The following is a 25,514-nucleotide window of genomic DNA, read 5'->3' on the forward strand; positions in this document are numbered from 1 at the left end:
CCTGAACTTTTCCCTCTGCGTGACCACCCTGTTCGGGGTGATCGTGGACGCCCTTGATGGGGCCGTCCGGACCGGAGAGAGTCTAGCTCGTCCCGAGCGTGTCTCACCCGGCGCCAGAAGCGCCTGATGTCACTGCTTGGGGGTGGCCACCTCGGTGGGACCAGCCACCAGGATCCTCCCTGGTGTCCGTTCCTCCCTGCCGGGCGACATCCAGAACATTACGCGGACGTTTCCCGGACCGTCAACTCCGGTCCTCGCGGACGTCGCCTCCGGGCCGCCCGCCGGCCGAGTCGTCAGCGTCTTCAGGGCGCTGACCTGGGCCGATAGCGCCGCTGGCGGGTCCGACGTGACGCGGACGACACCCGTGCGGAGCAGTGACGGCCCTTCCGTGCAGGCACGGGTGGCCCTCCGGGTTGTCCCGGCTCGCGTTCAGCGGCCCCTGCTGAGCTCCCGTAGACGGCGGCGGGCCGTGGCGCCGGCTGGTCGCCGGGCACCACGGCCCGCCGGCCGCACGAGGGTCAGACCCGGGCGTCCGCCACGGCCAGAGTCCGCTTGCCCCGACGGAGCACGGCCCAGCGACCGTGCAGCAGGTCGGCGTCCGAGACCGTGGCGGCCTCGTCGGTCACCTTGACGTTGTTGACCGACGCGCCGCCCTCCGCGATCGCCCGGCGCGCGGCCGCCTTGCTCGCGACGATGCCCGACGCCGCGAGGACGTCGACCACGAGGTCGCCCGCCCGCACCGGGGCCGACGGCAGCTCCGCGACGGCTGCCGCGAGCGTCGCCTCGTCGAGCGTGGCCAGGTCGCCCCGGCCGAACAGCGCCTGGCTCGCGGACACGACCTTGTCCGCCGCCTCGGTGCCGTGGACGAGCGACGTCACCTCGTGCGCGAGCGCACGCTGGGCCTCGCGCGCCGCCGGCCGCTCGGCGACCGCCCGCTCGAGGTCCTCGATCCCCTCGCGGCTGCGGAACGAGAACACCTTGAGGTAGCGGACCACGTCGGCGTCGTCGGCGTTGAGCCAGAACTGGAAGAAGGCGTACGGGCTCGTGAGCTCGGGGTCGAGCCACACCGTCCCCGACTCGGTCTTGCCGAACTTCGTGCCGTCGGCCTTCGTGATGAGCGGGGTCGTCAGCGCGTGCACGCCGACCCCCTCGGCCTTGCGGACGAGCTCGACCCCCGAGAGGAGGTTGCCCCACTGGTCGCTGCCGCCGGTCTGGAGGCTCACCCCGTGCCGGCGGTATAGCTCGAGGAAGTCCATGCCCTGGAGCACCTGGTAGCTGAACTCCGTGAAGCTGATGCCCTGCTCGCTGTTCAGGCGCCGGGCCACGGTGTCCTTGGCGAGCATCGTGCCGAGCCGGTAGTGCTGGCCGATGTCCCGGAGCAGGTCGATCGCGGACAGCTGCGCCGTCCAGTCGAGGTTGTTGACCATCGTCGCGGCGTGCGGGCCGTCGAAGTCGAGCAGCGGCTCGATCTGCAGGCGGATGCGCTCGACCCAGCCGGCGACCACCTCGCGGGGGTTGAGCGTGCGCTCCCCCGTCATCTTCGGGTCGCCGATCAGGCCCGTCGCCCCGCCGACGAGGGCGAACGGCCGGTGGCCGGCGCGCTGGAGGCGACGGATCGTGAGGATCTGCACGAGGTTGCCGATGTGCAGGCTCGGCGCGGTGGGGTCGAACCCGCAGTACAGGTTCACGGGGCCGGCGTCGAGGGCCGTGCGCAGGGCGTCGAGGTCGGTGGTCTGGGCGACGAGGCCGCGCCAGGCGAGCTCGTCGAGGACGTGGTTCACGGGTGCTCCTTGGGGATGCGCGTCGAGGGGGGCGCGGCGGGCCGTGGGGCGCGCTCGCGACGGATCAGGCCGACGTCGTCCCGCTGGGCGGGCTGCTCACCGACGCCGGCGACCGATACGCGGGGCGGTAGGCGGAGACCGTGCGCTCGCCCGACAGCCACAGGCGCCACGGGAAGCGGGAGGGGTCGGCGCCGTCTCCCCCGACGCCGACGCGGGGTCCGGTCGCGAGCGCCGGGAACAGCAGGCCCTCGTGGCGGTGCACGAGGACCGCGCCGCCCCGCTCGGTCACGTCGGCGCCGTTGGCCGCCAGGTCGAGGCCGAGCGCGACGGCGAGGCGAGCCGGTCCGCGCGCCAGCGAGCGCTCGGAGTCGACGACGCCCTTGCTCTCACGGCGGGCACGCGCCAGGTCGGCGCCCTCGACGACCTCCCCGGCCCGCAGGAGGACCGCCGCCGGCTGCCCGCTCGGGCCCGTGACGACGTTGACGCAGTGGTGCAGGCCGAGGTGGCGGTACACGTAGAGCCGACCCGGCTCCGCGAACATCGTCGCGTTGCGCGCCGTGCGGCCCCGGAAGGCGTGCGAGCCCGGGTCGTCGGCGCCGCCGTAGGCCTCGACCTCGGTGAGCCGGATCGTCACGTCGCCCTCGGGCGAGCGGGTCGTGATGTGGGCGCCGAGCAGGTCGCGGGCCACCGCGAGCACGTCGCGGGCGTACCAGACGCGCGCGGGGACGATCCCCACGCCGTCGCTCGTGCCCGGTGCTGTGCTCACCCGACCATCCTGCCGTACGCGTCGAGCCGGACGTCCGCGCGGTCCGCGGTGCGCTCGCGACGGAAGTGGACCTGCTCGTCGTGCATCCACTGCTCCCACTGCGGGCGCATCGCCGCACCGTCCCGCTCGAGGCCGCGCTCGAGCCGCAGCGTCGCGGGCGCCTCGACCCACACGAGCACGACCGCGTCCGCCGCGACGGCCCGTCGACCGGCGCCGCAGCCCTCGATGACCAGCACCTGCGGGACGGGGACGTCGACCCAGTCGGCGAACTCGCCGCGCGGCCAGTCGTAGCGCTGGTAGCGACCGGCGCGGCCGCGGCGCAACGGTTCGAGGACCTGCGCGGACAGGCGCGGGGCCAGGTCGCCGTCGAGGCCCGACCAGCCGGCGTAGACGTCGTCGAGGTGCAGGACGGCGGCGGGCACCCCACGGTCCGCGAGGTGCGCGACGAGCGCGGCGGCGAAGGTCGACTTGCCCGAGCCCGCCGGGCCGTCGACGCACACGAGGCGGACCGGACCCAGGCGTGCGGCGCGGTCGAGGGCGAGGTCGGCGACGCCGGCGGCTGCCGGCGGGGCCCCGGTCGACGCCGCGTCGTCGTCCGACCCGGCCGCGTCGGTGGCCGGCCGACCTGCGCCCGTGCGCGCCGCGTCGGTCCCGGGCCGGTGCGGGCCCGGGACCTCCACGTGGGTCACGACGTCCAGGCGCGCAGCTCCGCGGAACGGTCGCGTGCGCGCACGAGCTGCTCGGCGACCCGGACCGGCGCGGTGCCGCCCGTCGCCGAGCGGGACGCGAGCGAGCCCTCGACGGTCAGCACCGAGCGGACACCCGGGGTGAGGTGCTCCGAGATGCCGGCGAGGTCGTCCTCGCTGAGGTCCCACAGCTCGATGCCGCGCTGCTCGCAGACCCGGACGCAGGCGCCCGCGACCTCGTGCGCGACGCGGAACGGGACGCCCTCGCGGACGAGCCACTCCGCGATGTCGGTCGCGAGCGAGAAGCCCTGCGGCGCGAGCTCGGCGAGCCGGTCGGTGTCGAACGTGAGCGTGGCGACCATGCCCGCGAACGCCGGCAGGAGGACCGAGAGCGTGTCGACCTGGTCGAACACCGGCTCCTTGTCCTCCTGCAGGTCGCGGTTGTACGCGAGCGGGAGTCCCTTGAGCGTCGTGAGGAGCCCGGTGAGGTCGCCGACGAGACGCCCTGCCTTGCCGCGCGCGAGCTCGGCGATGTCCGGGTTCTTCTTCTGCGGCATGATGCTCGACCCGGTCGAGTAGGCGTCGTCGAGGCGGACGAAGCCGAACTCCTTGGTCGCCCACAGGATGATCTCCTCGGCGAACCGGGACAGGTCGACGCCCGTCATCGCGGCGACGAAGGCGAACTCCGCGACGACGTCGCGCGACGCCGTGCCGTCGATCGAGTTCTCGACGGGGCCGTCGAACCCGAGCTCGGCGGCGACCGCCGCGGGGTCGAGCCCGAGCGAGGAGCCCGCGAGCGCTCCCGAGCCGTACGGTGAGCGGGCCGCGCGCGCGTCCCAGTCGACCCAGCGCTCGACGTCGCGCAGCAGCGGCCAGGCGTGCGCGAGCAGGTGGTGGGCGAGCAGCACCGGCTGCGCGTGCTGCAGGTGCGTGCGTCCGGGCATCGGGGCGTCGCCCGCCGCCCGCGCCTGCTCCAGGACGGCGTCGACCACGTCGAGCACGAGCCCGCCGACCTGCCGCGCCTCCTCGCGGAGGTACACGCGCACGAGCGTCGCGATCTGGTCGTTGCGCGAGCGCCCGGCGCGCAGCTTGCCGCCGACCTCCGGGCCCGCACGCTCGATCAGCCCGCGCTCGAGCGCGGTGTGCACGTCCTCGTCCGCGAGCACCGGCAGGAACGCCCCGCTCGCGACGTCGTCGTGCAGGCGCGAGAGCCCGTCGAGCATCGTGGCCAGCTCGGCGTCGTCGAGCAGGCCCGCGCGGTGCAGCACGCGGGCGTGCGCGACCGAGCCGGCGATGTCGTGCCGGGCGAGCCGCCAGTCGAAGTGCGTCGACTGCGACAGCGCCGCGAGCGCCCGTGCGGGTCCGCCGGCGAACCGGCCGCCCCACAGGCTCACGGGCGCCTGCCCGGCGACGGTCCCGCCGCCCCCGGCGCCTGCCGCGAGCGCGCCCGGCTGCGTGCCGTCCGTGCTCGCCACCTCAGTCCGTCCCGATTTCCATCGCGGCGCTCTCGAGCGCCAGCTCCTCGTCACCGAGCACCGACGGGTTGTCCGTGATGACGTCGGCTCCGCCGGTGGGCAGGGCGCCGAACAGCGTGCCGTTCTCGACCAGGACCTGGCCCTGGTCGACCGGCTGCTGCGCGTACAGCTCGAGCTTGGCCCGGGAGTCGGCGATGTCGAGGTTGCGCATCGTCAGCTGGCCGATCCGGTCCGTCGGGCCGAAGGCGGCCGACTCGGTGCGCTCCATCGAGAGCTTGTCGGGGTGGTAAGACAGCGCGGGGCCGTCGGTGCGCAGGACCGTGTAGTCCTCGCCCCGGCGCAGGCGCAGCGTGACCTCGCCCGTGACGACCGACGCGATCCAGCGCTGGATCGACTCGCGGATCATGAGCGCCTGGGGGTCGAGCCAGCGACCCTCGTAGAGCAGGCGGCCGAGCCGGCGCCCCTCGGCGTGGTAGCTCGCGATGGTGTCCTCGTTGTGGATGGCGTTGACGAGCCGCTCGTACGCGACGAACAGCAGCGCCATGCCGGGGGCCTCGTAGACGCCGCGCGACTTCGCCTCGATGATCCGGTTCTCGATCTGGTCGGACATGCCGAGCCCGTGCCGCCCGCCGACCGCGTTGGCCTCGCGGACCAGCGCGACCGGGTCGTCGTACCGCACGCCGTTGATCGTCGTCGGCCGCCCGCGCTCGAAGCCGATGGTCACGTCCTCGGTCTCGATCTCCACCGCGGGGTCCCAGAACCGCACGCCCATGATCGGCTGGACCAGCTCGAGCGAGACGTCCAGCTGCTCGAGCGTCTTGGCCTCGTGCGTGGCGCCCCAGATGTTGGCGTCGGTCGAGTACGCCTTCTCGGCGCTGTCCCGGTACGGCAGCTCGTGCTCGACGAGGAACTGGCTCATCTCCGCGCGCCCGCCGAGCTCGGACACGAAGTCCTTGTCGAGCCACGGCTTGTAGATCCGCAGCGACGGGTTCGCCAGCAGCCCGTAGCGGTAGAACCGCTCGATGTCGTTGCCCTTGAACGTCGAGCCGTCGCCCCAGATCTCGACGCCGTCGGACTGCATCGCGCGCACGAGCAGCGTGCCGGTCACGGCACGGCCCAGCGGCGTGGTGTTGAAGTACGACCGGCCGCCGCTGCGGATGTGGAACGCGCCGCACGCCAGCGCGGCCAGGCCCTCCTCGACCAGCGCGCCCTTGCAGTCGACCGCCCGCGAGAGCTCCGCGCCGTACATGAGCGCGCGGTCGGGCACCTGGTCGATCTCGGGCTCGTCGTACTGGCCGAGGTCCGCCGTGTAGGTGCACGGGATCGCGCCGTGGTGACGCATCCAGGCCACCGCGACCGACGTGTCCAGACCGCCCGAGAAGGCGATCCCCACGCGCTCGCCCACGGGCAGCTGAGTCAGAACCTTGCTCACGTGTCTTCCTTCTCTCGTGCGTCGTCGCGGCCAGCCGCGAGGTCGAGGAACCGCTGGGCGACGACCTGGCCGCCGCCCGGGTCGCTGCTGATGACCAGGACGGTGTCGTCACCGGCGATGGTGCCCATCACGCCCGGCATCACCGAGTGGTCGATGGCCGAGGCGAGGAACTGCGCGGCGCCCGGCGGGGTGCGCAGGACGACGAGGTTGCCGGACGCCTCGGCCGTCACGACGAGCTCGGCGCACAGCCGCGCGAGCCGTGCCGCGAGCATCTCCGCGTCGGCCACGGGCGCCGGCGCGCGGGTGCCGCCCTCGGCCGGCACGACGTAGACGAGCGACCCCGACGGTGTGCGGACCTTGGTGGCGCGGAGCTCGACCAGGTCGCGCGACAGCGTCGCCTGGGTCACGGAGACGCCCTCGCGCGCCAGCGCCTCGGCGAGCTCGGACTGCGAGTGGACGGGCCGGCGCCCGAGCAGACCCGTGATCAGCGCGTGGCGGGCCGCCTTGGTCGGCGGGGCGGTGGCGCCGGCGGTCCCCGCACCGGTGCCGGGGCTCATGCCCGCTCCAGGAGCCACGTCAGGAGCGCCTTCTGGGCATGCAGGCGGTTCTCGGCCTCGTCCCAGACCGCCGACTGCGGGCCGTCGAGCACCTCGGCGGTGATCTCCTTGCCGCGGTACGCCGGGAGGCAGTGCAGCACGATCGCGTCCGGGGCGGCGGCGGCGAGCGACGCGGCGTTCACCTGGAACGGCACGAACGGTTCCGCACGGGCGTCCGCGGTGGTCTCGTGCCCCATCGACACCCACGTGTCCGTGGCGAGGACGTCGGCGCCGGCGACGGCGACCGCGGGGTCGTGCGTCACGAGGACCGAGCCGCCCGTGCCCGCCGCGATGCGCTCGGCGTCGGCCAGCACGGCCGCGTCGGGCAGGTACCCGGCCGGCGCGGCGACCCGCACGTGCAGGCCGGCGGTCGCGCCGCCGAGCAGGTAGGAGTGCGCCATGTTGTTCGCGCCGTCGCCGAGGTAGGCCAGCGTCTTCCCGGCGAGCGCGCCGACCCCACCGCGCAGCTGCGCGACCGTCATGAGGTCGGCGAGCACCTGGCACGGGTGGAACTCGTCCGTGAGGGCGTTGACGACGGGCACGCCGGAGGCGCTCGCCATCGCGTCGATGCGGCTCTGCGCGGACGTGCGCCAGACGATCGCCGCGCACTGGCGGTCCAGCACGCGCGCGGTGTCCTCGATCGGCTCGCCGCGCTCGAGCTGCGACGTCCCGGAGTCCAGGAGCAGCGGGTAACCGCCGAGCTCCGCGACGCCGACGGAGAACGACACGCGCGTGCGCGTCGAGTGCTTGTCGAACACGAGCGCGACCGCCCGGGGGCCGGCGAGCGGGGTCCGGATGAACCGGTCGTCGCGGAAGGCGAGCGCGAGCTCGAGGACCTCGCGCTGCTCGCGGGGGCTCAGGTCGTCGTCGCGCAGGAAGTGCCGCACCATCTCAGGCCTCCGGTCCGAGGTCGCGCGGGAGGCCCGCGAGGAAGTCGACGAGCTGCTGGCCCTGGCCCGCGGTGAGGATCAGCGGCGGCGCGATCCGCAGCGTCGTCGGCGTGCACGGGTTCACGATGATCCCGGCCGCGAGCGCCTGCGCGGCGACGTCGGCCGCCACGGGGCGGGCCAGCTCGATCGCGATCAGGAGGCCCTCGCCGCGCACCTGCGCGACGAGCGGGTGGCCGAGCGCGGTCACCGACGCGCGGAGCCCGGCGCCGACGTCACGAACGTTCGCGAGCAGGCCGTCGCGCTCGATCACGCCGATCGTGGCGAGCCCTGCCGCCGCGGCGACCGGGTTGCCGCCGAACGTCGTGCCGTGCTGCCCGCGGCCCAGCAGCGTCGCCGCCCGCTCGCCGTACGCGACGACCGCGCCGATCGGGAAGCCGCCGCCGAGACCCTTGGCGAGCGTGACGACGTCCGGGACGATCCCGCCGCCGAGGTGGTCGTGGTGGTGCGCGAGCCAGGCGCCGGTGCGGCCCATGCCCGTCTGCACCTCGTCGAGCGCGAGCAGCGCCCCCGCGGCCGACGTGAGCTCGCGGGCGAGCGCAAGGTAGCCGGCGGGCAGCGGCCGCACGCCGGCCTCGCCCTGGATCGGCTCGAGCACGAGCGCCGCGACGTCCGCTCCCCCGCCGTTCTCCGGGGCGAAGGCCGCCCGCAGCGCGTCGGTGTCGCCGAACGGGAGGAACTCCACGCCGCCGGGCAGCGGCTCGAACGGCTCGCGGTAGGCCGGCTTGTGGGTCAGCGCGAGCGCCCCCATGCTCCGGCCGTGGAAGGACCCCTCGAGCGCGAGGATGCGCGGGCGGCCGGTGCGGCGCGTCATCTTCACGAGCGCCTCGTTGGCCTCGGTCCCCGAGTTCGTGAAGAACACCCGCGAGCCGTGCGGCGCGCGCGCGAGGTCGAGCAGCCGCTCCGCGAGCGCGACCTGCGTGGGCGTCGCGAAGAAGTTCGACACGTGGCCGAGCGTGCCGAGCTGCGCGGAGATCGCCGCCGTCAGCGTCGGGTGCGCGTGGCCGAGCGCGTTGACCGCGATGCCCGCGAGCAGGTCGAGGTACCGCTTGCCGTCGGCGTCCCACACGTAGGCGCCGTCGCCGCGCACGAGCACGCGCTGCGGCGGGCCGAACGTGTCCATGACCGCCGCGGAGTACCGCTGCGTCCAGTGCGCGCCCGAGTCGGGGGCGACGAGGTCGCCCGTGCCTGCGCCGACGGCCGTGCCTGCGCGCTGCGTCACGTCGGTGCCGCTCGTGCCACTCGTGCCGCTCATGCCCGCGCCCCCCGGATCGCGGCCTCGTCGACCGCCGGGATCTCGCCCGTGAACGGGGACGGGACCGGCTCGTCGTCGGGCAGCACCATCGTGCCGACGCCGTCGGACGTGAAGACCTCGACGAGGATCGAGTGCGCGGCGCGCCCGTCGATCACGTGCGCCCGTCCGACCCCGCCCTCGACGGCCCGCCAGCACGCCTCCATCTTGGGCCGCATGCCGGCGTCGAGCGTCGGCAGCAGCTCGGCGAGCGCGCTCGACCGGATGCGGCGCACGAGCGAGCCGCGGTCCGGCCAGCTCGTGTAGAGGCCCTCGACGTCGGTCAGCACGATGAGCTTGCGCGCGCCGAGCGCGACCGCGAGCGCCGCCGCCGCGGTGTCCGCGTTGACGTTGAGGACCTGCGTAGGGTCCTCGAGGTCGGGGGCCACGGTCGACACGACGGGGATGCGGCCCGCGTCGAGCAGGTCGAGGACCGCGCTGGGGTTGACCTCGACGACGTCGCCCACGAGCCCGATGTCGACGCTCTCGCCGTCGACGACGGCGTGCCGGCGCCGGGCGCGCAGCAGCCCGCCGTCCTCGCCGGACAGCCCGACCGCGTAGGGCCCATGCGCGTTCAGCAGCCCGACGAGCTCGCGCGAGACCTGGCCCGTGAGGACCATGCGGACGACGTCCATCGCCTCGGGGGTCGTGACCCGCAGCCCGCCGCGGAACTCGCTCTCGATGCCGAGCCGGTCGAGCATCGCGTTGATCTGCGGGCCGCCGCCGTGCACGACGACGGGCCGGAGCCCGACCTGGTGCAGGAAGACCATGTCCTCGGCGAACGCCCGCTTGAGGTCGTCGTCGATCATCGCGTTGCCGCCGTACTTGACGACGACGAGCGCGCCCTTGAAGCGCTGCAGCCACGGGAGGGCCTCGATGAGGACCTCGGCCTTCTGGTCCGCGCGCAGGTCGGTGCGGGTGTTGAAGACGAAGTCGTCGCTCACTGAGGGCTCCGTGGGCTCGTCCGTGCTCGCGTCGGTGCTGCTGGGGGTCACGTCGCTCTCGCTCATGTGGAGTACGCGCTGTTCTCGTGGACGTAGTCGTGCGAGAGGTCGTTGGTCCAGACCGTCGCGGACGCGTCGCCGGCGTGCAGGTCGATGACGACGTGCACCTCCCGCTGCGAGGCGAGGTCGACCTTCGAGCGGTCCTCGTAGGCGCCGCCGGCGCGGCAGACCTGGACGCCGTTGAACGTCACGTCGAGCTGCGCGGGGTCGTACGCCGCGACCTCGACCGGGACGGTCCCGACCTGGGCGAGGATCCGGCCCCAGTTCGGGTCGTTGCCGAAGATCGCGGTCTTCACGAGGTTGGAGCGGGTCACGGCCCGCGCCACGGCGACCGCGGCGTCCTCGGTCTCGGCGTTGACGACGGTGACCTCGACGTCGTGCGTCGCACCCTCGCAGTCCGCGACCAGCGCCCGGGCGAGGCGCGCGCAGACCTCGCGCACGGCCTCGGCGAACTCGGCCGGGTCGGGGGCGACGCCGCTCGCGCCCGAGACCAGCAGCGCGACGGTGTCGGACGTCGACATGCAGCCGTCGGAGTCGATGCGGTCGAGCGTCGTGCCCGTCGCGGCGCGCAGGGCGGAGTCGGCGGTGGCCGCGTCGACGTCGGCGTCCGTGGTGATCACGCACAGCATCGTCGCGAGCGCGGGGGCCAGCATCCCGGCGCCCTTGGCCATCCCGCCGACCGTCCAGCTGCCCGACGGCGTCTCGACCGTCACGTGCGCGGTCTTCGGGACGGTGTCGGTCGTCATGATCGCGACGGAGGCGTCCGGTCCGCCGTCCGCCGACAGCGCGGGGCCGGCGGCCTCGACGCCCGCGAGGAGCTTCTCGCGCGGGAGCCGCTCGCCGATGAGCCCGGTCGAGGCGACGAGCACGTCGCCCGACGAGACCCCGAGCACCTCCGCGACCTTCTCGGCCGTCGCGTGCACGTCCTGGAAGCCCTCGGGCCCGGTGCACACGTTCGCGCCGCCCGAGTTGAGCACCACGGCGCTCGCGATCCCGTCGGACACCGCCTGCCGCGACCACACGACCGGCGCGCCGACGACGCGGTTCGACGTGAACACCGCGGCCGCGACCTGCGACGGTCCGTCGTTGACGACGAGCGCGAGGTCCGGGCGGCCCGACGCCTTGAGCCCGGCGGTCACGCCCGTGGCGCGGAAGCCGGCGGCGGCGGTCACGCCGGGCGACGGGGTGGTCGTCGCGGGGGTCTCGGGTGCGGTGCTCACGGGGCGACTCCGTCCAGCGGGAGGCCGAGCGTCTCGGGGAGGCCGAGCGCGAGGTTGAGGGACTGCACGGCAGCGCCGGCGGTCCCCTTGACGAGGTTGTCGATCGCGGTGACGGTCACGACGCGGCCCGCGCGCTCGTCGACCGCGACCTGGACGAGCGCGGTGTTCGCGCCGAGCGTCGCGGCGGTCGTCGGCCACTGGCCCTCGGGCAGCAGGTGCACGAACGGCTCGTCCCGGTACGCGTCCTCCCAGGCGGCGCGGACCGACGCCGGGTCGGTGCCGGGCACGAGCCGGGCGGTCGCGGTCGCGAGGATCCCGCGCGCCATCGGGACGAGCGTCGGGGTGAACGAGATGCTCACGGCCCCCGCGCCCGCGACGCCGAGGTTCTGCTCGATCTCGGGGATGTGCCGGTGCGTGCCGCCGACCGCGTACGGCTGGGCCGCACCGAGGGCCTCGCTCGCGAGCAGGTGGGTCTTGAGCGACTTCCCCGCGCCCGAGTAGCCGTTGGCGAGCACCGCGACGAGGTCGGTCGGCTCGACCAGCCCGGCGGCGACCCCCGGCTGGAGGCCGAGCGTGACGGCGGTGACGTTGCAGCCGGGAACCGCGATGCGCCGGGTGCCCGCGAGCGCCGCGCGCTGGGCGGCGGGCGTCCGCTCCCCCGCGTGCAGCAGCTCGGGCAGCCCGTACGGCCAGGTGCCGGCGTGCGGGTTGCCGTAGAACGCCTCCCACGCGGCGGGGTCGACGAGCCGGTGGTCGGCGCCCAGGTCGACGACGAGCGCCGCGTCCCCGAGCTCGGCCGCGACCGCCCCGGACGCGCCGTGCGGCAGCGCGAGGACGACGACGTCGTGCCCCGCGAGGTGCTCGACCTCGGTCGGCGCGAGCACGCGGTCGGCGAGCCGGCGCAGGTGCGGCTGGTGCTCGCCCAGGCGGGTCCCGGCGTTGGAGTGCGCCGTGACCGTGCGGATCTCGGCCTCGGGGTGGTCGAGCAGCAGGCGGAGCATCTCCCCGCCCGCGTACCCGCTCGCGCCGGCGACCGCCACGGTGAACGTCATGTGCATGACCATACACCCAAGTGCATACTCACTGCGACGGGCTACGCGCCGACCTGCTCCCGCACCTGCCGCTTGGTCCGCTCGAGCATCCCCGTCATCCCCCGCAGCCGTAGCGGGCTGACCGCCTCGGTGAGGCCGATCGTGAACGGGTAGTCGTCGGGCAGCGCGAGCACCTCGTCCGCCGTCAGACCCTCGAGGCCCTCCGCGAGGATCGCCGCGAAGCCCCGCGTCGTCGGTGCCTCGGGCGGCGCGGACGCGTAGAAGTGCACGATCCCGTCGGCGTCGACCTCCGAGAACGCGCGCACGGGCGACTGGCACTCCTCCACGCGCTCGAGCAGCCCCGGCTGCGACGCGTACCGCTCCGGGAGCTCGGGCAGCTCGCGGGAGAACTCGAGCAGCAGCTGCAGGCGGTCCGGCTGCGGGACGGCGAGGAACTCCTCGCGGATCCGCGCGAAGGCCTCGGGGACGCGGGACTCAGCCATGGGACCGATCCTCCCACCTTCTCCGGACCGCCCGGCAGGCTGCGTTCGTCACGCCGGGAGGCTCCCCGGCTCCTCGCCCTTGACGATCGGGACGCGCACCGAGTTGCCCCACTCGGTCCACGAGCCGTCGTAGTTGCGGACGTCGTCCAGGCCCAGCAGGTGCTTGAGCGCGAACCACGTGTGGCTCGACCGCTCGCCGATCCGGCAGTACGTGATGACCTGGTCGTCCGCGGTCAGGCCGAGGCCGCCGTCCTGATAGATCGCCTCGAGCTCGGCGCGCGACTTGTACGTGCCGTCCGCCGCGACCGCCGTGGCCCACGGGACGTTGCGTGCGGTCGGGATGTGGCCCGTGCGCAGCGCACCCTCGTTGGGGTAGTCGGGCATGTGCGCGAGCTCGCCGGTGTACTCCTTCGGGGAGCGGATGTCGACGATCGGGTTCCCGAGGTGCGCGAGGACGTCTTCCTTGAACGCGCGCAGCGTGCGGTCGTCACGGTCGACGACCGGGTACTCGACCGGCGTCGGCGTCGGGACCTCGGTCGTGATCTCGCGGCCCTCGGCGATCCACGTGTTGCGGCCGCCGTCGAGCAGGCGCACGTCCTCGTGGCCGAACAGGGACAGGACCCACAGCGTGTAGGCCGCCCACCAGTTGTTCTTGTCGCCGTAGATCACGACGGTCGTGTCGCGCCCGATGCCCTTCGAGCCGAGCAGCTGCGCGAGGCGCTCGCCGTCGACGTAGTCGCGCACGTCGGCGTCGTTGAGGTCCGTGTGCCAGTCGATCTTGACCGCGCCCGGGATGTGCCCGGTCTCGTACAGCAGCACGTCCTCGTCCGACTCGACGACCACGAGACCCTCGGTGCCGAGGTGGTCGGCGAGCCACTGGGTCGTCACGAGACGCTCCGGGTGCGCGTACTGCGCGAGCTTCTCCGACGTCGTGTCGATCTCCACCGTCATGCCGAGCTCCGTCCGCCGTGGAGCCCCCGTCGGACCCCGCGGGGCTGAGCCTGCGAGCGGGGCGCGCCGCACGTCAAGGCGGGACCGCGAGGTGCACACATCGTGAGACGCCGTGTCCGCCGCGGATGATCCGGCGGGCGTGCGGCGTTGCGCCCGGCGTGCAGACGATCCAGGCCGGCAGCGCCGGCGGCCCCGAGGTCCTCGAGCTCGTCGAGCTCCCCACGCCCGAGCCCGGGCCCGGCCAGGTGCGCGTGCGCGTCGCCGCCGCAGGCGTGAACTTCATCGACACCTACCGGCGGTCGGGGCTGTACCCGGTCCCGTTCCCGCACGTCGTGGGCGGCGAGGGCGCGGGCACGGTCGAGGCCCTCGGCGAGGGCGTCACCCGGATCGACCTGGGCGACCGCGTCGCGTGGGCGTCCGGTGCGCCCGGGTCCTACGCCGAGCAGGTGCTGCTCGACACCGAGCACGCGGTGCCGGTGCCGGCGGGCGTCGACCTGACGACGGCCGCGGCGCTGCTGCTCCAGGGGATGACCGCGCACTACCTCGTCGCGTCGACGTTCCCCGTCACCCCGGGCCAGGACGTCCTCGTGCACGCCGCCGCGGGTGGCGTGGGGCTGCTGCTGACGCAGCTCGCCGTCGCGCGGGGCGCCCGCGTGATCGCCACGGTCGGCGCGGCCGAGAAGGAGGACCTGGCGCGCGGCGCCGGGGCCGCCGAGGTCATCCGGTACGACCTGCTCGACGACCTCGCGACCGAGCTGCCCGCGCGTGTCCGGGAGCTCACCGGGGGCGCGGGCGTGCACACGGTGTTCGACGGCGTGGGCCGCGCGACGTTCGACGCCTCGCTCGCGTCGCTGCGCCCGCTCGGGGGTCTCGCGCTGTTCGGCGCCTCGTCCGGCCCCGTCCCCCCGCTCGACCCCCAGCGGCTCAACGCCGCCGGGTCGCTGTTCCTGACCCGCCCGACCCTCGCCCACTACACCGCGACGCGCGAGGAGCTGCTCTGGCGGGCCGGCGAGCTGCTCGACGCCGTCGCCTCGGGCACGCTCGACGTGCGCGTCGGCGCGACGTTCCCGCTCGCCGATGCCGCCGCGGCGCACCGCGCGCTCGAGGGTCGCACGACGACCGGCAAGGTCCTCCTCGTCCCGTGAGCCTCCCCCCGCCGGCGCCCGAGGGCGCCCTGCTCCCCCGCGCCGCGCACGTCGACGACGTGCCCGCGCTCGCGGTGCTCAACGACGCCGCGGTGCCGGCCGTCAACGCGCTCGGCGCCGCGGGCCTCGCCGCCCACCTGCCCGCGTGCGACGTCGCGCTCGTGGTCGACGACCCCGCGACCGGTGCACCGCTCGCGTTCCTCCTCGCGCTCGCGCCCGGCGCCGCGTACCCGAGCGAGAACTACCGGTGGTTCCAGGCGCACCGGCCCGGCTCGCTCTACGTCGACCGGATCGTCGTCGCGCCGCACGGGCACGGCCGGGGCGTGGGCCGCGCGCTGTACGACGCCGTCGACGCCGCGGCCGTCCGCGCCGGGCTCGCCGAGGTCACGTGCGAGGTCAACCTCGACCCGCCCAACCCCGGGTCGCTCGCGTTCCACCGGCGGCTCGGGTTCGCGCAGGTGGGCGAGCAGGTGACGTCCGGGGGCGCGATGCGGGTCGCGCTGCTCGCGCGCGGGGTCGGCGGGGCCTGAGCGGCCTGACCGCGGCTGCCGTCCCCGCACCGCCGCAGCGGGCGGTGCGGGGAGTGCAGCGGTCCCGGGCGCTGCGGGTCAGCGCACGCCCGCTGGCTCCGGCTCGGCGGCCGCGGGCGACGGCGCGGGCCAGGACGGCATCGACGTGCCCTGCGCGAAGAACAGCCACTCGTGCCGGCACGAGCGCACGAACGCCTCGAGCATGCGCGCCCGCTCGGCCGGGCCGACCGACCGGGCGGCGGCGTCGGTCAGCGCCCGTGCCCGGTCCGACGCCCGCGCGAACTCCGGGTCGCCGTAGGTCGCGATCCAGTCGGCGTACGGGTGGCCGTCGAGGTCCGCGCGCGCGAGCAGGCGGGCGCCGATGTCCGCGTAGAGCCAGTAGCACGGCAGCACCGCGGCGACGAGCTCCGCGTACGAGCCGCTCGCCGCGACCGCACGCAGGTGGTCGGTGTACGCCGCGGTCACGGGGGACGTCGCCGCAGCACCTGTGCCCGCGCCGCCCGTCCCGGCGTCGCCCGCGCGCGTCGGTCCGTAGCGCCCGAGCCACCGACGGTGCAGGTCCGACTCGACCGCGAGGCAGTGGTGCGCTCCGCGTGCGAAGAACTCCTGCGCCTCCCGGTCCGGGGCCAGCTCGCTCGCCCGCGCCAGGACCCGCGAGTACTCGCGCAGGTACAGCGCGTCCTGCGCGAGGTAGAACGCGAACTGCGCGGGCTCGAGCGTCCCGGCGGCGAGCCCGCGGACGAACACGAGCTCGTCGCAGGCGGCCCGCAGGTCCGCGACCTGCTCCCACGCCCCGTGCGTGAACGCGCGTGCGCTGCCCTGGAGGTGCGCGTGGTCGACGGGCCCGTTGCCCGTGCCGACCTGGAGCGCCGCACCCGCCCGGAGCGCGCCCGTGAGCCACTCCTTGGCCTCGCGCACCGCCGGGACCCAGTCGTCGCGCTGCGGGCGCAGGGTCGCGACCGCCGCGGACAGCGAGCAGCCCGTGCCGTGCGTGTGGAGGGTCGCGACGCGCGCTGCGTCGATCTCGACGGTCCCCTCCACGGTGACGACGGCGTCCGGGCTCCGGCCCGGCTCCCCCGCGAGGTGCCCGCCCTTGACCAGCACCGCGACACCGTGCCGGCGGGCGAGCCGGGCACCCTGGTCGAGCGCCTCGGCCCACGTCGCGGCGACCGGCTCGTCGAGCAGCACCGCGAGCTCGGGCAGGTTGGGGGTCACGAGGTCGGCGTGCGCGAGCAGCGACCGCACCGCGTCCTCCGCGCCGCCGTCGAGCAGCCGGTCCCCGCTGGTCGCGACCATGACCGGATCGAGGACGACGTGTGGTGGCCGGTGCACCGCGAGCCACGCGCCGAGCTCGCGCGCGACGGCCTCCGTGGCGACCATGCCGATCTTCAGCGCGTCGACCGTGACGTCGTCGCTCACCGCGTCGAGCTGCGCGCGCAGGAACGCCGGGTTGGGCACGTGGCTCGCGCGCACGCCGCGCGTGTTCTGCGCGACGAGCGCGGTGACGACGGCCATGCCGTACCCGCCGTGCGCCGCGATCGACTTGAGGTCCGCCTGGATCCCCGCGCCGCCGGTGGGGTCCGTGCCCGCGACCGACAGGACGCGCGGACGGCTCGGTCCGCCCGGAGCACCGAAGAGGACCCGGTCCGGAGCGGCGTCGGGGCCGCCCGGCCCGTCGGCCGGCGAGGGCGCTCCCCCGAGCGGCGCGCTCACGACGCGCTCGCGGCGTGCGACCGGGCGCGGGCCCACGCGGCGACGAGCTCCGTCGCTGCCGCGTACGGCGCCGCGTGCGCGCACACCGCGGACACCACGGCCATACCCACGGCGCCCGCGAGGCGCACCGGCTCGGCATCCTCGACCGTCAGCCCGCCGATCGCGACGACCGGCAGGGTCGACCGACGCGCGACCTCCGCGAGCCCGTCGAGCCCGATCGGGTCCGCGGCGTCGGGCTTGGTGGGCGTCGCGCGCACCGGTCCGGCGCCGAGGTAGTCGACGACGCCGGTCCGCAGCGCCGCGTCGACGTCCTCGTCCCGGGCGGCCGAGACGCCGATCAGCGTCCCGACACCGAGCAGGCGCCGGGCGTCGACGGCCGGCAGGTCGGACTGGCCGAGGTGCACGCCGTCGACGCGCGCGCCCCGGCGGCGGGCCGCGAGCACGACGTCGACCCGGTCGTCGACCACGAGCGCGGGCGGCCCGACGAACCGGGTGAGCCGGCCCGCCGCCGCGACCGTGAGGTCGAGCAGCGCCCGCACGTCGCGGTCTTTGGCGCGCAGCTGCACGACGCCGAGCCCGGCGTGCGCCGCGGCGTCGACCACGTCGAGGGGGTCGTGCCCCGCCTGCTCGCACACGCCGGCGTCGAGCACGAGGTACGGGCCGGGGGGCAGCGCGGCGCTCATGCGCGGGCCCCGGTGGCGGTCAGCGCGCCGACGCGCAGACCGGCGGCGGCGCGCTCGACGAGCGTGTCAGTGGTCAGGGCGTGCACGGCGTCGACGAACGCCGCCGCGAACGACCCGGGGCCGCTCGCCACGAGGGCGGCGTCGCTGGCCGCCGCGTTGAACCAGGCGCTCGCCGTCACCGCCGCGACGAGCGGGCTGGCCACGGCGGTCGTCGCGGCGACGAGCCCGCCGAGCGCGCACCCGCCCCCGGTCATCAGGGTCAGGAGCGGGTCACCGCCGGTGAGCCGCACGACGGTCACGCCGTCGGTCACGAGGTCGGTCTCCCCCGAGACGGCTACGACCGCCCCAGTTCGCCCGGCGACCGCCAGGGCGGCCGTGAGCGCGTCGTCGACGTCGTCGCGTGCGTCGACCCCGCGGCCCGCGGACGCGAGTCCGGCGAGCGCGCGGATCTCGCTCGCGTTGCCCCGGACCACCGCCGGGGTGTGCACGAGGATCTCCGCCGCGAGCCGGGTGCGGAGCGAGAGCACCCCGACGGCGACCGGGTCGAGGACCCACGGCGTGCGCGCGCCCTCCGCCGCGGCGACCGTCGAGCGGATCGACGCCCGGTGGTCGGCACCCATCGTGCCGAGGTTGACCAGCACCGCGTCCGCGACGTGCGCGAGCTCCTCGGCCTCCCCGGGGGTCGCGACCATCGCCGGGGACGCGCCCGCGGCGAGCAGCACGTTCGCCACGAGGTTGACCGTCACCTCGTTCGTGAGGCACTGCACGAGCGGTGTGCGCTCTCGCACCTGCGTGGCGGCCTCGTGCACCGCCCCGAGGAGCGCGTCACGCTCCGCGGCGGAGCCGGGCAGGTCGTTCTCAGGCGCATGAGTCATCTCATGACATCCCTTCGCTAGTACGAACTAGATCAGGTTCGACGGGTGTGATCTCAGCTCGCCCGCACCGGCACAGCCGGTACGCGAGCACCCCGTGTCATTCGCGGATCACCCTATTCGGACACGCCCCCGCGCCGGAAGCGTTCTGCGCGCCGTCACGGGCGCGTCGCCGTGGGCGCGCCGCGGTCGTGCGCCGCCGTGGGCGCGTCGTCGCGGCCTCGACGTCCGGCACGGCTGTGCCGCGGCGCGCCGGCGGGCCTCGACGCGCACCGCGCGAGCGCCGCCGGACGCGCCAGGGCGCCCGCTCCCCGGAGGGAACGGACGCCCTGGTGCGTGCTCGACCGGTCAGGCGCGCAGGTGCGCCCCGAACCGCCGGTCCGCCTCGGCGACCACGGCCTCGCGCACCGCCGCCGTCTCCTCGGCGGTCAGCGTGCGGTCGGCGGCCCGCAGCCGCAGCGAGAACGCGAGCGACTTCTTGCCGTCGCCGACCTGCGGCCCGGTGTAGACGTCGAACAGCCGCAGCTCCTCGAGCACGTCGCCCGCCGGGCTCGAGACCGCACCCGCCCGGACGGCCGCCTGCACGTCGCCCGCGGGCACGTCGGCGTCGACGACGAGCGCGACGTCCTCCTTCGCGACCGGGAACGTCGAGATCTCGACGACCTGGACGGGCTCGGTCGGCGCGGCTGCGAGCAGCACGTCGAGGTCCACCTCGAACGCCGCCGCACGGACCGGGAGGTCGAGCGCCGCCACGACCTTCGGGTGCAGCTCGCCCGCGTGCCCGACGAGCGCGCCGTCAGCCGTCTCGAGGCGCGCGCACCGGCCCGGGTGCCACGGCGCGTGGTCCGCGTCCTGGCGCACGACGAGCTCGACCCCGAGGGTGCGGGCGACCAGCAGCGCGCCCGCGATCGCGTCGGAGTGGTCCGCGCGCCGGCCCGGACCCCACCACCCCGCGGGGTCGCGGTGACCGGTGAGCACGCCGGCGAGCCGTCGCGGCTGCGCCGGGACCGCCGTCCGGAGCGCGGCGAGGTCCTCGTCGGAGGGCCGCACACCGCCCGGCAGGCGCGGCGCGGGGTGCGCGCCGGCGACCGGGCGGGTCACGAGCCCGATCTCGAAGACCGCGAGGTCGGTCGTCCCGCGGCTCACGTTGCGGCGCGCGGTGTCGAGCAGCGTCGCGAGCAGGCTCGTGCGCATCTCGGGCTGCGAGTCGTCGAGCGGGTTGACGAGCCGGACGGCACGCCGCCGGTCGTCGTCCGCGGGCAGCCCGAGCACGTCGTGCTGCTCGGGGGCGACGAACGGGTAGCTGAGCGTCTCGACCCAGCTGGCGCCGACGAGCGCACCGGCGACGGCCCGGCGAGCACGCTGACCGTCGGTCAGCCCCCGCCCGACCGGAGCGACCGGCAGGACCGACGGGATCTCGGCGTACCCGCGCAGGCGCGCGACCTCCTCGACCAGGTCGACCGGCACGGCCAGGTCGGGGCGCCAGCTCGGCACCCGCACGCGCACGCGCTCCGGCACGTCGGCGTCCGTGACCTCGCACCCGATCTCGGCGAGCGTCTCGCGCACCTGCTCGGGGGTGTACTCGACGCCGACGAGCCGCGACGGCAGGTCGAGCGCGAGCTCGACGACCGGGGGCTCGCCCGTGCGGTCGACGTCGGTCAGCCCGGCGTCGGGCGTCCCGCCGCCGTGCTCGACGAGCAGCTCGACGACCCGGGCGACCGCGACGCGCGCGAGCCGGGGGTCGACGCCGCGCTCGAAGCGCTTGGCCGCCTCGCTCGGGAGCTTGTGGCGCCGTGCCGTGCGGGCGACGCTGATCGCGTCGAAGTGCGCCGCCTCGACGAGCAGGTCGGTCGTCGCCTCGCCGACCTCCGACTCCGCGCCCCCCATCACGCCGGCCATGCCGAGGATGCGGCTCGCGCGCGCACCCGCCGGGCTGTCCGTGACCAGCAGGTCCTCGGTGGACAGCACGCGGTCCTGGCCGTCGAGCGTGCGCAGGCGCTCGCCGTCGCGGGCGCGCCGCACCACGACCGGCGCCGCGAGCTGCGCGAGGTCGTACGCGTGCAGCGGCTGGCCGAGGTCGAGCATCACGTAGTTCGTGACGTCGACCGCGAGCGAGATGGGCCGCATCCCGGCCTGGGTCAGCCGGCGCTGCATCCACGCGGGCGACGGGCCGGCAGCGGCGACACCGCGCACGACCTGCGCGACGAAGCGGTCCGCGCCCGGCACCCCGTCGATCGGCGCGTCGTCGTCGAGCTCGACGGCGAAGCCCCCGCCCGCAGGCGCGTCCGGCACGGGCAGCCCCGGGTCGCGGAACGTCGCACCGGTCGAGTGCGAGTACTCGCGGGCCACGCCGCGCATCGAGAAGCAGTAGCCGCGGTCCGGCGTCACGTTGATCTCGAGGACCTCCTCGCCGAGCCCGAGGAGCTCGCGCGCGTCGGTCCCGGGCTCGGCGTCGAGCCCGAGCCGCGAGATCACGATGATGCCGTCGTGGTCCTCGCCGAGGCCGAGCTCGCGCGCGGAGCAGATCATGCCGTCGGACACGTGCCCGTACGTCTTGCGGGCGGCGATCGGGAACGGCCCGGGCAGCACCGCGCCGGGCAGCGCGACGACGACGCGGTCCCCCACGTCGAAGTTGTGCGCGCCGCACACGATGCCGCGCGGCGAGCCGTCCTCCTCGTTGTGCGCGCCGACGTCCACGCGGCACCAGTTGATCGTCTTGCCGTTCTTCTGCGGCTCGGGCGTGCGCTCGACGACCTGGCCGATCACGAGCGGGCCCGTGACGGCGGCGGGGTGGACCGCCTCCTCCTCGAGCCCGACGCGGACGAGGTCGGCAGCGAGCTGCTCGGCGGTCGTGCCGGCCGGGAGGTCGACGTGCTCGGCGAGCCACGTGAGCGGGATGCGCGGCATCAGGCCACCCCTCCCAGCTGCGCGGAGAACCGCACGTCGCCCTCGACCATGTCGCGCATGTCGGCGATGCCGTGGCGCAGCATGAGCGCGCGCTCGACGCCGACCCCGAACGCGAACCCGGAGTACACGTCGGGGTTGATGCCCGCGGCGCGCAGCACGTTCGGGTTGACCATCCCGCACCCTCCCCACTCGATCCAGCCGGCCCCGCCCTTCTTCTGCGGGAACCACAGGTCCATCTCGGCGCTCGGCTCCGTGAACGGGAAGTACGCCGGCCGCAGCCGCGTGCGGGCCTCGGGACCGAAGACCGTGCGCGCGAAGTGGTCGAGCGTGCCCTTGAGGTGCGCCATCGTCAGGCCCTTGTCGACCGCGAGGCCCTCGACCTGGTGGAACACCGGCGTGTGGGTCGCGTCGAGCTCGTCGGTGCGGAACACCTTGCCCGGGCACGCGATGTAGACCGGCAGCTCGCGCTCGAGCAGCGCGCGCGCCTGCACCGGGGAGGTGTGCGTGCGCAGCACGAGGCCCGACGGCTCCCCCGGCGCGGCGCCCTCGACGAAGAACGTGTCCTGCATCTGGCGGGCCGGGTGGTCGACCCCGAAGTTCAGCGCGTCGAAGTTGAACCACTCGGCCTCGACCTCGGGCCCCTCGGCGATCTCCCAGCCCATCGCGACGAACATGTCGGCGATGCGCTCCTGGAGCGTCTCGAGCGGGTGGCGCGCTCCGGCGGTCCGGCGCTCGGCGGGGAGCGTGACGTCGACGCGCTCCTCGACGAGCACGCGCGCGTCACGCTCGGCCTCGAGCTCGGTCTGGCGCGCGGCGAGCGCGGCGCCCAGACGACCGCGCGCCGAGCCGAGGAGCTTGCCGGCGACGGCCTTGTCGGCGGGGGCCAGCCGGCCGATCTCGCGGTTCGCGAGCGACAGCCGGCTGCGGTCGCCGACGTGCTCGAGGCGCGCGGCCTTGAGCTCGTCGAGGTCGGAGGCCTTCGCGAGCGCGGCGAGCGCGTCCGAGAGCGCCGCCTCGACGCCGTCGGCGTCGAGCGGGGACAGGGGTGAGGAGGACATGCGGACCTTCCAGGCGGGGAGGGTGCGGCCGGTCCGACGAGGGTCCCGGCCAGCTGGGCAGTCTAGTGGCGCCCGTTCCGGGGACCGGCGGCTCGCGGGGCGAGCGTCTCAGGTCGCCCCGCGCGGGGGCGCCTCGGTCGTCTGCGCAGCGTCAGCGGCGCGGCCCGGGAACGGGCCCGGGAAATCGGCGACCACGGGTCACCGGTGCGTCGAGGCGCGAGGCTGGCATGGGAGCCATGCTGCCACACGGGCGTCGTCGGGCGGGTGCTCGCGTGGTGCCCCGACCGGCCGGTGTCGCAGGGCCGCCCGCGGGACATGGACGCGCGGTGTCGCCTGCTCGCGCTGCCGCCGCCCGACCCCGGCGTGCGGCGGGCTCACGCCCCGCCGAGCCGCCAGGACTCGACCGGGGTGTACAGCGGCCCGCCGGCGCGCCCCGCACCGGGCTCCGACTCGACGAGCAGCAGCTCCTCCACGGTCCACGCGGGCCCCTCGTACACGGCCAGCGCGCGCACCAGCGCCTCGATCGGGGCGTTCGGCGGCTCGTCGTCGGGCCGGCGGCGCGAGCGACGCGTCGGCCGGGCCGACGGGCTGACCCGCCCGACCGTCAGGTGCGGGCGCGAGCGGACGCGCTCGTCCGGACGGGTCCCGGCCTGCTCCCCGGCGTCGACCGCCCGGGCGCTCAGGCGGTTCATCGCCTCGACCTCACCGCTGGCCCCGACCCACAGCGTGCGGTGGGAGAACACCCCGGCTCCGCGCAGCCGCAGCTCGAACGGGTCGGCCTCCTCCGCGACGCGCGCGAGACCGAGCGCGAGGTCGTCGGACACCCCGGCGGGCGCCTCGCCGTAGAACGCGACGGTCAGGTGCCGGTTCTCCTCCGCGGTCCAGCGCACCGGGGACGTCCGTTCGTCGGCCACCGCGCCGGCGCGCACGACGCGCAGCGCGAGGTCGAGGTGGTCGAGGACGTCAGCGGGAGGCCGCACCGCGGCGAAGAGGCGCACGGCACCAGGATCTCAGCACCGACGCCCTGCGGGTGAGCGCGCCGCGCGCCCCCCGGCGGGTCGCCGCGACCCCCGGCCACCGGGACGCGCCGGCCGAGTCAGCGCTGCGCGCGCGAGCTCGCGTACAGGCACACCGTGGCGGCCGTCGCGAGGTTGAGGGACTCGGCGCGGCCGCGGATCGGGACCCGGACGACGGCGTCGGCCAGCGCACGGTCGGCATCCGGCAGGCCCCACGCCTCGTTCCCGAAGACCCAGGCGGTCGGGCGGGCGAGATCGGGCGTCGCCGTGGACCCTGGGGCCGCCGCGGAGCCGGGCGTCACCGCCGAGCCGGCCATCGCTGCCGTGCCGGTCGCCGCCGCGAGGCCGGGCGCGCTGCCCTGCCCGGCGACGTCGAGCAGGTCGTCGAGGTCGTGCTCGCCCGTCCCGTCGGCGGCGAGCACCGCGAGCCCGCCGGAGCGCAGCGCCGCGACGGTGACGGCGAGCGTCACGCCCGTGACGACGGGCAGGTGGAAGAGCGACCCGGCCGTCGAGCGGACCACCTTGGGGTTGTGCACGTCCACGCTCTCCGCGGTGAGCACGACGGCGTCGGCGCCCGCCGCGTCGGCCGCGCGGATCACCGCGCCGGCGTTGCCGGGGTCACGCACGCGCGAGAGCACCGCGACGAGCCGTGGGGAGGCGGCGAGGACCTCCTCGAGGGCGACCGCGCGCGGCCGGGCGACCGCGAGCACGTGCTGGGCGTCCGGGCTCATCGCGTCGAGCACCGCCGGGGTCGCGAGGTGCGTGCGGACCCCGCCGGCGCGGGCCGCCGCCACGATCTCCTCGTACCGGTCCGCGGCGGCCTCGGTCAGGTACAGGTCCCGCACGTGCGGCGCGTCCTCGAGCACGAGCTCGCGCACCGACTGCGGCCCCTCGACGAGGAACTGCCCGTGGCGGACGCGCGCGGAGCGTCCGGCGAGCGCACGCACCGCCTTGACCCGGTCCGCGCGGGGGTTGTCGAGCACGGGGCTCACCGCGCCGGGGCCGGCGGGGTCGTGCGTGGCGCTCATGGCGTCATCCTCTCGCGCTGCGGGCGGGCTCGGGCGAGCCGGACCTGCCGACACCCGGACGCGCCGGGCCGACGACGGGCACGGCGCGCCCCGCACGCATGACGACGCCCCCGCGGTCACGTGGACCACGGGGGCGTCGCGCGTGTGCGAACGGGCGTCAGGCCGCCGAGGCGGGGGCGTTGACGTCGGCCGGGAGAGCCGCCTTCGCGACCTGGACCAGCGCAGCGAACGCCGGGGCGTCGCTGACGGCGAGCTCGGCGAGGACGCGACGGTCGACCTCGACACCCGCGAGCTTGAGGCCCTGGATGAGGCGGTTGTACGTCATGCCCTGCTCGCGAGCCGCCGCGTTGATGCGCTGGATCCACAGCTTGCGGAAGTCGCCCTTGCGCGCCTTGCGGTCACGGTAGGCGTAGACGAGGGAGTGGGTGACCTGCTCCTTCGCCTTGCGGTACAGGCGCGAGCGCTGGCCGCGGTAGCCGCTGGCGCGCTCGAGGGTAGTGCGGCGCTTCTTCTGGGCGTTGACCGCCCGCTTCACGCGTGCCACGTGATGCTCCTTGCGTTTCGGGGCTCACAGGTGAGTCCGGGGCGCTCGCGCGCCCACGGCTCACTTGCCGAGCAGCTTCTTGATCTTGGGGGTGTCAGCGGCGGAGACGACGACGTCACCGGCGATGCGGCGCGTACGGCGGCTCGACTTGTGCTCGAGCAGGTGACGCCCGCCTGCCTGCTCGCGCATGACCTTGCCGCTGCCGGTGATCCGGAAGCGCTTCTTGGCACCGGAGTGCGTCTTGTTCTTCGGCATGGCTGCCGCTCTCTCCTTGAGGTCGCATCGCGCGGGGCCGCGCGACTCGTTCGTGCGGGGGTCCAGGTGGTGGACCCCCG

24 protein-coding genes and 1 riboswitch are annotated in these 25,514 nt (G+C 75.4%); of the genes, 2 read left to right on the forward strand and 22 right to left on the reverse strand.

What is annotated here, in order from left to right:
- Positions 1-518: 518 nt before the first annotated feature.
- From tyrS to CCE01nite_RS10750, 13 genes are all read right to left on the reverse strand, one after another.
- Positions 519-1,781 carry a tyrosine--tRNA ligase gene (tyrS, locus tag CCE01nite_RS10690; protein WP_034631733.1) on the reverse strand — a complete coding sequence of 421 codons (1,263 nt, stop codon included), beginning with the start codon at positions 1,779-1,781 and terminating at the stop codon, positions 519-521.
- Positions 1,782-1,845: 64 nt separating this feature from the next.
- Complete coding sequence (locus CCE01nite_RS10695) at positions 1,846-2,547, reverse strand: DNA-3-methyladenine glycosylase (protein ID WP_034631736.1); 702 nt, start codon at positions 2,545-2,547, stop codon at positions 1,846-1,848.
- On the reverse strand, positions 2,544-3,236 hold the full coding sequence (locus tag CCE01nite_RS10700) for a nucleoside/nucleotide kinase family protein (protein ID WP_246056445.1): 693 nt from the start codon (positions 3,234-3,236) through the stop codon (positions 2,544-2,546). Before CCE01nite_RS10700 ends, CCE01nite_RS10695 begins: the two co-directional genes overlap by 4 nt.
- On the reverse strand, positions 3,233-4,627 hold the full coding sequence (gene argH / locus CCE01nite_RS10705) for an argininosuccinate lyase (RefSeq protein ID WP_034631758.1): 1,395 nt from the start codon (positions 4,625-4,627) through the stop codon (positions 3,233-3,235). Before argH ends, CCE01nite_RS10700 begins: the two co-directional genes overlap by 4 nt.
- Before the next feature lie 82 nt (positions 4,628-4,709).
- The gene (gene argG / locus CCE01nite_RS10710; protein ID WP_034631738.1) at positions 4,710-6,140 is read right to left on the reverse strand and encodes an argininosuccinate synthase; all 1,431 of its coding nucleotides are present in this window, start codon (positions 6,138-6,140) and stop codon (positions 4,710-4,712) included.
- A complete protein-coding gene (locus tag CCE01nite_RS10715; RefSeq protein ID WP_034631740.1) occupies positions 6,137-6,697 on the reverse strand; it encodes an arginine repressor in 561 nt (186 codons plus the stop codon). The genes argG and CCE01nite_RS10715 overlap by 4 nt, the downstream gene beginning before the upstream one ends.
- Positions 6,694-7,626: an ornithine carbamoyltransferase gene (argF, locus tag CCE01nite_RS10720; RefSeq protein WP_034631742.1), complete on the reverse strand. Its 933-nt coding sequence runs from the start codon at positions 7,624-7,626 to the stop codon at positions 6,694-6,696. The genes CCE01nite_RS10715 and argF overlap by 4 nt, the downstream gene beginning before the upstream one ends.
- A 1-nt stretch (position 7,627) precedes the next feature.
- Complete coding sequence (locus tag CCE01nite_RS10725) at positions 7,628-8,938, reverse strand: acetylornithine transaminase (protein ID WP_034631744.1); 1,311 nt, start codon at positions 8,936-8,938, stop codon at positions 7,628-7,630.
- Positions 8,935-9,984 carry an acetylglutamate kinase gene (argB, locus tag CCE01nite_RS10730; RefSeq protein WP_246056449.1) on the reverse strand — a complete coding sequence of 350 codons (1,050 nt, stop codon included), beginning with the start codon at positions 9,982-9,984 and terminating at the stop codon, positions 8,935-8,937. The genes CCE01nite_RS10725 and argB overlap by 4 nt, the downstream gene beginning before the upstream one ends.
- Positions 9,981-11,198, reverse strand: a complete 1,218-nt coding sequence (gene argJ, locus CCE01nite_RS10735) for a bifunctional glutamate N-acetyltransferase/amino-acid acetyltransferase ArgJ (protein WP_052104250.1) — start codon at positions 11,196-11,198, stop codon at positions 9,981-9,983. The genes argB and argJ overlap by 4 nt, the downstream gene beginning before the upstream one ends.
- Complete coding sequence (argC, locus tag CCE01nite_RS10740) at positions 11,195-12,250, reverse strand: N-acetyl-gamma-glutamyl-phosphate reductase (protein ID WP_211254574.1); 1,056 nt, start codon at positions 12,248-12,250, stop codon at positions 11,195-11,197. Before argC ends, argJ begins: the two co-directional genes overlap by 4 nt.
- Before the next feature lie 41 nt (positions 12,251-12,291).
- On the reverse strand, positions 12,292-12,732 hold the full coding sequence (locus tag CCE01nite_RS10745; RefSeq protein WP_034631748.1) for a SufE family protein: 441 nt from the start codon (positions 12,730-12,732) through the stop codon (positions 12,292-12,294).
- Between the two features lie 48 nt (positions 12,733-12,780).
- On the reverse strand, positions 12,781-13,683 hold the full coding sequence (locus tag CCE01nite_RS10750) for a sulfurtransferase (protein WP_034631751.1): 903 nt from the start codon (positions 13,681-13,683) through the stop codon (positions 12,781-12,783).
- Positions 13,684-13,808: 125 nt separating this feature from the next.
- Between CCE01nite_RS10750 and CCE01nite_RS10755 the strand changes: the two genes are divergently transcribed.
- Positions 13,809-14,828: a quinone oxidoreductase family protein gene (locus tag CCE01nite_RS10755; protein WP_371861033.1), complete on the forward strand. Its 1,020-nt coding sequence runs from the start codon at positions 13,809-13,811 to the stop codon at positions 14,826-14,828.
- The gene (locus tag CCE01nite_RS10760) at positions 14,825-15,358 is read left to right on the forward strand and encodes a GNAT family N-acetyltransferase (protein WP_246056450.1); all 534 of its coding nucleotides are present in this window, start codon (positions 14,825-14,827) and stop codon (positions 15,356-15,358) included. Before CCE01nite_RS10755 ends, CCE01nite_RS10760 begins: the two co-directional genes overlap by 4 nt.
- Before the next feature lie 78 nt (positions 15,359-15,436).
- Here the strand turns inward: CCE01nite_RS10760 and thiD are convergent, their stop codons facing one another.
- The 9 genes from thiD to rpmI all read right to left on the reverse strand — a co-directional run bounded on the left by thiD (position 15,437) and on the right by rpmI (position 25,434).
- Positions 15,437-17,107, reverse strand: coding sequence for a bifunctional hydroxymethylpyrimidine kinase/phosphomethylpyrimidine kinase (gene thiD / locus CCE01nite_RS10765; RefSeq protein WP_246056452.1), 1,671 nt, complete (start codon positions 17,105-17,107; stop codon positions 15,437-15,439).
- Positions 17,068-17,754: a thiamine phosphate synthase gene (locus CCE01nite_RS10770; RefSeq protein WP_034631753.1), complete on the reverse strand. Its 687-nt coding sequence runs from the start codon at positions 17,752-17,754 to the stop codon at positions 17,068-17,070. Before CCE01nite_RS10770 ends, thiD begins: the two co-directional genes overlap by 40 nt.
- Entirely contained in the window at positions 17,751-18,629 is an 879-nt protein-coding gene (gene thiM, locus CCE01nite_RS10775; protein WP_084142785.1) for a hydroxyethylthiazole kinase, read from the reverse strand. The genes CCE01nite_RS10770 and thiM overlap by 4 nt, the downstream gene beginning before the upstream one ends.
- A riboswitch (TPP riboswitch) is annotated at positions 18,622-18,734 on the reverse strand. It overlaps the preceding gene by 8 nt.
- Positions 18,735-18,974: 240 nt before the next feature.
- Positions 18,975-21,533, reverse strand: coding sequence for a phenylalanine--tRNA ligase subunit beta (gene pheT / locus CCE01nite_RS10780; protein ID WP_141372332.1), 2,559 nt, complete (start codon positions 21,531-21,533; stop codon positions 18,975-18,977).
- Complete coding sequence (gene pheS, locus CCE01nite_RS10785) at positions 21,533-22,591, reverse strand: phenylalanine--tRNA ligase subunit alpha (RefSeq protein WP_141372333.1); 1,059 nt, start codon at positions 22,589-22,591, stop codon at positions 21,533-21,535. Before pheS ends, pheT begins: the two co-directional genes overlap by 1 nt.
- A gap of 374 nt (positions 22,592-22,965) precedes the next feature.
- Positions 22,966-23,589, reverse strand: coding sequence for an RNA 2',3'-cyclic phosphodiesterase (thpR, locus tag CCE01nite_RS10790; protein ID WP_141372334.1), 624 nt, complete (start codon positions 23,587-23,589; stop codon positions 22,966-22,968).
- Positions 23,590-23,687: 98 nt separating this feature from the next.
- The gene (locus CCE01nite_RS10795) at positions 23,688-24,635 is read right to left on the reverse strand and encodes a TrmH family RNA methyltransferase (protein WP_141372335.1); all 948 of its coding nucleotides are present in this window, start codon (positions 24,633-24,635) and stop codon (positions 23,688-23,690) included.
- A gap of 157 nt (positions 24,636-24,792) precedes the next feature.
- Entirely contained in the window at positions 24,793-25,179 is a 387-nt protein-coding gene (gene rplT / locus CCE01nite_RS10800; protein ID WP_141372336.1) for a 50S ribosomal protein L20, read from the reverse strand.
- Between the two features lie 60 nt (positions 25,180-25,239).
- Positions 25,240-25,434 carry a 50S ribosomal protein L35 gene (rpmI, locus tag CCE01nite_RS10805; RefSeq protein ID WP_141372337.1) on the reverse strand — a complete coding sequence of 65 codons (195 nt, stop codon included), beginning with the start codon at positions 25,432-25,434 and terminating at the stop codon, positions 25,240-25,242.
- Positions 25,435-25,514 lie beyond the last annotated feature (80 nt).

The sequence above is a fragment of the Cellulomonas cellasea genome (genome assembly GCF_006538745.1).
Classification (GTDB): domain Bacteria; phylum Actinomycetota; class Actinomycetes; order Actinomycetales; family Cellulomonadaceae; genus Cellulomonas_A; species Cellulomonas_A cellasea.

What these genes read in the sequence shown, in the direction of transcription:
- CCE01nite_RS10755 (WP_371861033.1), top strand. Translation starts at nt 13,809, where the DNA reads ATGATCCGGCGGGCGTGCGGCGTTGCGCCCGGCGTGCAGACGATCCAG.
- CCE01nite_RS10795 (WP_141372335.1), bottom strand. Translation starts at nt 24,635, where the DNA reads ATGAGCGCCACGCACGACCCCGCCGGCCCCGGCGCGGTGAGCCCCGTG.
- CCE01nite_RS10715 (WP_034631740.1), bottom strand. Translation starts at nt 6,697, where the DNA reads ATGAGCCCCGGCACCGGTGCGGGGACCGCCGGCGCCACCGCCCCGCCG.
- argF (WP_034631742.1), bottom strand. Translation starts at nt 7,626, where the DNA reads ATGGTGCGGCACTTCCTGCGCGACGACGACCTGAGCCCCCGCGAGCAG.
- CCE01nite_RS10750 (WP_034631751.1), bottom strand. Translation starts at nt 13,683, where the DNA reads ATGACGGTGGAGATCGACACGACGTCGGAGAAGCTCGCGCAGTACGCG.
- rpmI (WP_141372337.1), bottom strand. Translation starts at nt 25,434, where the DNA reads ATGCCGAAGAACAAGACGCACTCCGGTGCCAAGAAGCGCTTCCGGATC.
- CCE01nite_RS10725 (WP_034631744.1), bottom strand. Translation starts at nt 8,938, where the DNA reads ATGAGCGGCACGAGTGGCACGAGCGGCACCGACGTGACGCAGCGCGCA.
- CCE01nite_RS10770 (WP_034631753.1), bottom strand. Translation starts at nt 17,754, where the DNA reads ATGAGCGCCGCGCTGCCCCCCGGCCCGTACCTCGTGCTCGACGCCGGC.
- pheT (WP_141372332.1), bottom strand. Translation starts at nt 21,533, where the DNA reads ATGCCGCGCATCCCGCTCACGTGGCTCGCCGAGCACGTCGACCTCCCG.
- pheS (WP_141372333.1), bottom strand. Translation starts at nt 22,591, where the DNA reads ATGTCCTCCTCACCCCTGTCCCCGCTCGACGCCGACGGCGTCGAGGCG.
- argC (WP_211254574.1), bottom strand. Translation starts at nt 12,250, where the DNA reads ATGACGTTCACCGTGGCGGTCGCCGGCGCGAGCGGGTACGCGGGCGGG.
- thiM (WP_084142785.1), bottom strand. Translation starts at nt 18,629, where the DNA reads ATGACTCATGCGCCTGAGAACGACCTGCCCGGCTCCGCCGCGGAGCGT.
- argB (WP_246056449.1), bottom strand. Translation starts at nt 9,984, where the DNA reads ATGAGCGAGAGCGACGTGACCCCCAGCAGCACCGACGCGAGCACGGAC.
- CCE01nite_RS10745 (WP_034631748.1), bottom strand. Translation starts at nt 12,732, where the DNA reads ATGGCTGAGTCCCGCGTCCCCGAGGCCTTCGCGCGGATCCGCGAGGAG.